The sequence below is a fragment of the Kitasatospora putterlickiae genome (assembly GCF_039527695.1).
GTDB lineage: Bacteria > Actinomycetota > Actinomycetes > Streptomycetales > Streptomycetaceae > Kitasatospora > Kitasatospora putterlickiae.
In genome coordinates, this window is the sequence record NZ_BAAAKJ010000244.1 from 29,766 (window position 1) to 35,034 (window position 5,269).

Annotated in this window: 7 protein-coding genes; 5 read left to right on the forward strand and 2 right to left on the reverse strand. The window is 71.9% G+C overall.

Going from position 1 to position 5,269, the window contains the following annotated elements:
- Positions 1–13: 13 nt before the first annotated feature.
- Together ABD308_RS24710 and ABD308_RS24715 are read right to left on the reverse strand one after the other, a co-directional pair.
- Positions 14–199: a DUF397 domain-containing protein gene (locus tag ABD308_RS24710; RefSeq protein WP_344338712.1), complete on the reverse strand. Its 186-nt coding sequence runs from the start codon at positions 197–199 to the stop codon at positions 14–16.
- Between the two features lie 2 nt (positions 200–201).
- Positions 202–1,077, reverse strand: a complete 876-nt coding sequence (locus ABD308_RS24715; RefSeq protein WP_344338714.1) for a helix-turn-helix domain-containing protein — start codon at positions 1,075–1,077, stop codon at positions 202–204.
- Positions 1,078–1,218: 141 nt separating this feature from the next.
- On the opposite strand from ABD308_RS24715, the gene ABD308_RS24720 reads away from it, so the two are divergent.
- From ABD308_RS24720 to ABD308_RS24740, 5 genes are all read left to right on the forward strand, one after another.
- Positions 1,219–1,680 carry an ATP-binding protein gene (locus ABD308_RS24720; RefSeq protein WP_344338716.1) on the forward strand — a complete coding sequence of 154 codons (462 nt, stop codon included), beginning with the start codon at positions 1,219–1,221 and terminating at the stop codon, positions 1,678–1,680.
- Complete coding sequence (locus ABD308_RS24725; protein ID WP_344338717.1) at positions 1,670–1,846, forward strand: hypothetical protein; 177 nt, start codon at positions 1,670–1,672, stop codon at positions 1,844–1,846. Before ABD308_RS24720 ends, ABD308_RS24725 begins: the two co-directional genes overlap by 11 nt.
- A gap of 65 nt (positions 1,847–1,911) precedes the next feature.
- Positions 1,912–2,328, forward strand: coding sequence for a hypothetical protein (locus ABD308_RS24730; protein WP_344338719.1), 417 nt, complete (start codon positions 1,912–1,914; stop codon positions 2,326–2,328).
- 5 nt (positions 2,329–2,333) lie between these two features.
- Positions 2,334–3,611, forward strand: a complete 1,278-nt coding sequence (locus tag ABD308_RS24735; protein ID WP_344338721.1) for a hypothetical protein — start codon at positions 2,334–2,336, stop codon at positions 3,609–3,611.
- Between the two features lie 142 nt (positions 3,612–3,753).
- On the forward strand, positions 3,754–5,256 hold the full coding sequence (locus tag ABD308_RS24740) for an alpha/beta hydrolase (RefSeq protein ID WP_344338723.1): 1,503 nt from the start codon (positions 3,754–3,756) through the stop codon (positions 5,254–5,256).
- The last annotated feature ends 13 nt before the right edge of the window (positions 5,257–5,269 follow it).

The window sequence follows — 5,269 nt, forward strand, 5'->3', positions numbered from 1 at the left end:
GTGGGGTCGGGTTTCAGACGTCGGCGTTCGCGGCGAAGTTGACGAACGCCTTCCACGCGGCCGGCTCGAAGGCCAGCTGCGGGCCGCTCTTGTCCTTGGAGTCACGGACGTGGACGGTGCCGGGCGTCTCGGCGACCTCGACGCACTGGGCCTCCTCGTTGCTGCTGTAGCTGCTCTTGAACCACGCAAGTTCGGCCATGACTACCGCTCTCCCAGAATCTGCTCGATCAGGGTCAGGGACTCCCTCATGGTGAGCGCCTGCCCCCTCAGGGTGCCGTACCGTGCAGCCATCTTACGGACCTCGACCGGGTCCGTGATGAGCCTGGTTACGTGCTGGACCGCCACGTAGGCGATCTGCGGGCGACCGTTGGGCGTGAGCAGGGTGAACGAGCCTCCCATGCCCGCGTTCTCTGTGCGGTCGAGCGGCATGACCTGGAGCTCCAGGCCACGGATCTCGGCGACCTTGAGCAGGTGGCGCAGTTGGGCCTGGTGCACGTCCCGGCCACCCAATGGGCGGCGCAGGGCGCTCTCGTCGATCACCCAGCTCATGACCGGCAACGGCCAGCGGCTCAGGATCTCCTGACGGCTCATACGCGCGGCCACCCACTCGTCGATCTGCTCGATGGAGAGCCACGGCCTGCGCATGTCGTACAGCGCCCGGGCGTGCGCCTCCGTCTGCAGCAGTCCGGGAATCTGCAGGCTGTTGTACTCGTGGATCTCGATGGCCTTCGACTCCTCGGACGTGAAGGCGCGCGCGAAGGCCGGGTGACGCTCGCTCACCCGGATCTTCGCCTTCATCACGTCGTCCGCGATGAGCTTCAGCGCGCCGCCCGCGCCCACGGCGTCGTCCACCTTCTCCAGGATCTCGACTCTCGGCGTCCGCTTTCCCCGCTCGACGGCGCCGATCATGTCCTCGCTGTAGCCGATGAGGTCGGCCAGTTCACGCTGCGTCAGTCCGGCCCGCTCGCGGAACATCTTGATCAACTTGCCTACGGCGTTGTAGAACTCCGCGATCCCGTCCGAGTTCTCCGCCGTCTCCCCGTCGTCGAAGACCGTACGCTCGACACCACTCACCATGGGAATCTCCCCTGCTCACACGTGCTTGCGACCGAATGATCCGAGCCGCCCCGACCGGTCGACCCTCCGCGTCCGGACAGGCACGCTCCGTGCTTGCCGAACTCGTGGTCAGCGTACGTCCGGAGCGCCAGGCTTTTCCCCATGACGACCGAAATTCCGCTCGACAACCCCCGCCGCCACACCATCGCACTCGCCGCCACGCCCAAGGGCGCATGCCTCTGCCGAAACATCACCAGACGTCAACTCTCCCACTGGGGAGTCGAGTCCACGTTCGGAGAGTCGTTCCACTCCGCTCTGATCATCGTTGCGGAGCTGGCGTCCAACGCGATCAGGCACGGTCGCGTTGCGGGGCGCGGATTCGAGCTGCACCTCTGCCTCACCACCCTCGTGCGCCGGGGCGCCACCCTCCGGATCGAGATCTCGGACTGCCGGGGCGACCGCCTCCCCGTCCTCGCCACCCTCCCCGCCGCCCGCACCTCGAACGCCCAGTCCGGCCGGGGCCTCGTGCTGATCGACGCCCTTGCCGACCGCTGGGGCACGCTGCCCCGCCGCCCCAACGCCAAGACCGTCTGGGCCGAACTCGACCTCACCGATGCCCGCTGAGCCCCGCGATAGCGGCGGGAGCGCCGCGCTCTGCACCCTGCTCCCGTTCGTCCTCCTGCTCGCCCTGCTCGCGTGGGCCTACCCCCTCACCACCCGCCAGCACGGCCATCACCCGCACGCCACCCCGTTCCCCGCCCCCACCTCCACGGCCACACCGCCCCGTTGACCCCCGGTGGAGTGGGAAGTCGGCCCATCCGACTTCCCACTCCACCGTGCGTGTACGGTCGTCGCGTGGACGACGAGGAGAGCCTGCGCCGCTTCGGGCTGCGCCCCGCCGGTGCGGGGCTCGACGAGATCCGCGAACTGCTCCGCGAGCACGCGGAACGCGAGCGGCACGCTCAGGGGCGGGGCGACACCGAGCTGATGAAGCTCTGCTGCGTCCAGCTGTTCAACAGCGGCGACCTCGACGACGCCCTCCTCGTCTGGAACGCGAGGGAGGCCGGCTTCGACGCGGCGTGCTCGATCGACGTCGAGCTCCTGCTCGGCCACGGAGCCGAAGCGACGAAGGCCCACCTCGCCGCTCACCCCTCGCCGGCCGCGGCGGCGGCGCTGGACCGGCTCCGTACGCTCGAATCGACGGGCGCGTTCGAGGGCTTCTCGGTGGAGGAGTTCTCAGTGGGCTACGACAGGTACTACGCGGAGGAGTGACCGGCGTGCGGCAGGGGGCGGGGATGGCCGGGGAGCGACTCATCGCGGCGGTGCGGGGCGGGGACGCGAACGCGGTGAGGGCGCTGCTGGAGGACGGGGCGGACCCGGACACCGTCGACGAGCGGGGTACCCCGGTGCTCTGCCTGGCGATCGCCGCGTTCGACGAGGCGGTCGCCGATGAGCTGGTGCTCCATGGCGCGGATCCGGTCCGCCGGCTGCCGGACGGGACCACCCCGCAGTTGCGGGCCGTCGACAGCGGCTCCATCGGTCTCACCCTCGGTCTGCTCGGCGAGGTGTCCCTGCTCGGCGAGGCCACCCGCGCGGAGCTGCTGGCGCGCGCCCGGCACTGGCACGAGAGGGGCCCGGTAGCCGTGCTGCGGGAGCGGACAGGCTCCTCGGGCGCGGTCGAGCGGGAGCGGGTCCGGGACGCGCCGTGGTTCACCGAGTACCACGAGCTGCGCCTCGGCGGGATGACCGTCCGCGACGGCCACACGGGCATCCTCACCCTCCTGGAGGCGCGGTTCGGAATCCGCCCGGGAGTCGAGGAGCTGGCCGGCCGCGCGGCCGCGCTGGAGCACCCCGACTGGGACCACGCCTCCTGGCAGGAGATCACCAGCACCCTGGTCGCGCGGCAGGACGATGAGACCTGGGAGGCCGCGGCGGCACTGCGCGCCCACCGTGACCCCCTGTTTCGCCGCTTCGGTGCCGGGGTCCTGTTCTTCCTCGGTTCCAGGGAACCGTTCGAACAGCGCGGGCTGGAGTTCCTCCTCGATTGGGTGACGGAGGAGGAACACCCGGAGGTCCTGGCCGAGGTCCTGTGCGGCCTGGGCGAGCACGACGATCCGAGGATCGAGCCGCTGGGCCTTGCCCACCTCACGCACCGAGCCGCCGTGGTGAGGCGCGTGGTGCCGTCGATCCTCGGCGCCGTCCACTCGGAGCGGTCCGGGCGGCGGGCGTTCACCGCCGACGGGCTGAACGCCCTGCTCGTACTAACCGGGGACACCGATGCCGCCGTGCGCAGGTCCGCCGGCTACGTTCTCTCGGAGAGCATGAACCCCGATCCCGTGGTCGGGGACACCCTGGTCGGACTGCTCGACGACGAGGACCAGTACCTGAGGATCTGGGCCGTCCACGGGCTCGCCGAGCGGGACGATCCGCGCTGTGTCGAGGGCGCCGACCGGGTGGGGCCCGTCGACGACCCCGCCGCCTGGTCCTGGATCCTCGACGCGCCCGCGCGGTACGAGCAGCGCCGGGGGGAGCGGGAAGCCCCGGCGGCCGGGTGACGTACGCCCGCAGGACGGCCCGCTCCCGGCCGCGCGGGACAGTACCCCTCCAGGAGGACGACACCCCCTGGAGCCATCCCTATGGTCCAGACCTATGAGATTAAGAGGACCATGGAGAACCGTCGGCGCCGCACTCGCGCTGGTGCTCGCCGGAGCCGGAGCGGGCACCGGAGTGGCGCAAGCGGCCCCGGAGCAGCGGCCCCGGCCGCTGGTGTGGACGGACTGCCCCGCCGATCCGTCCGGGGCGCCGGTGGATCCGCGGCTGCGCTGCACCACGGTGCGGGTGCCGCTGGACTACCAGAACCCCGGTGGGCGGACCATCGAGATCGCGGTGTCCCGGCTCGCGACCGCCAAGCCGGGCGTGCGGCGCGGCATCCTGGTGCACAACGGCGGCGGCCCGGGGGTGGCCAGCCTGCACCTGCCCACCGCCCAGGAGGCCGGTTACCCGCAGGAGGTGCGGGACCGGTACGACCTGGTGAGCTTCGACCCGCGCGGGGTCGGCCGCAGCACGCCGGTCAGCTGCGGCCGCAGCGCCGCCTCGCTGCCCAACGAGCTGGTCTTCCCGTTCCCGGCCCCGGACGGCGCGATCGACCAGAACGTGAGCTTCGCCCGCCAGTTGGCCCGCGACTGCCTGGCCAACGGCGGCGAGCTGATCCGCCACCTGACCACCGCCAACACCGCGCGCGACCTGGACCGGATCAGGGCCGCCCTCGGCGAGTCGAAGATCTCCTACCGCGCCGCGTCCTACGGCACCTACCTGGGCGCCGTCTACGCCGAGCTGTTCCCGGGCCGGACCGACCGCTTCGTGCTCGACGCCAATGTCAGCCCCAACGTCACCTGGCAGGACCGGCTGGCCTCCTGGGACCCGGCGAGCGAGCTGCGCTTCGAGGACTTCGCCGCCTGGGCGGCCGAGCGTGACGCCACGCTGCGGTTCGGCGCGACCCCGGCCGCCGTGCGGGCCAACTACCTCGCGCTGGCCGCCAAGCTGGACCGCACGCCGGTGACCCACCCGGTCGCCGGGCCGGTCAACGGGAACCTGTGGCGGGCGATCTACCGCTTCGACTCCTACCACGAGTCGCTGTTCCAGGAGATCGCCGACTGGTGGCGCTTCCTCGCCGACGACGGCGCCGGGCCCGTCCCGTACTGGTGGCTGGTCAAGGGCACCCCGGGCGTTCCCGAGGACAACGACGTGGCCGCGCTGGTGGCGGTGCTCTGCGGCGACACCCCGGCGCCGAAGAACCTCGACCGCTATCAGCGGAAGGTCACCGAGAGCCGGCAGCGCAACCCGATCGTGGCCGGCATGGGCGCCAACGTCTGGCCGTGCGCCTTCTGGCCCGCCCCGCTGGAGCCCGCTGTCCGGGTCACCGACCGGGGACCGGCCAACGTCCTGCTGCTGCAGACCACGCGGGACCCGGCCACCCCGCTGGCCGGGGCGCTGGGCATGCGGGCCGCGCTCGGCAAGCGGGCCCGGATGGTGACCGTCGACGGCGGCAACCACGGCGCCTACGACCCGTGGACGCCGTCCTGCGCGGTCACCGCCGCAGACCGGTTCCTGGCCACCGGCGCGCTGCCGGAGCGGGACCTGTTCTGCCGCCCGGACGCGACGGCCCCGGCCGCCAGGACCGCGGTGGTCCGTCCGTCCTGACCTCCCCGGCCTC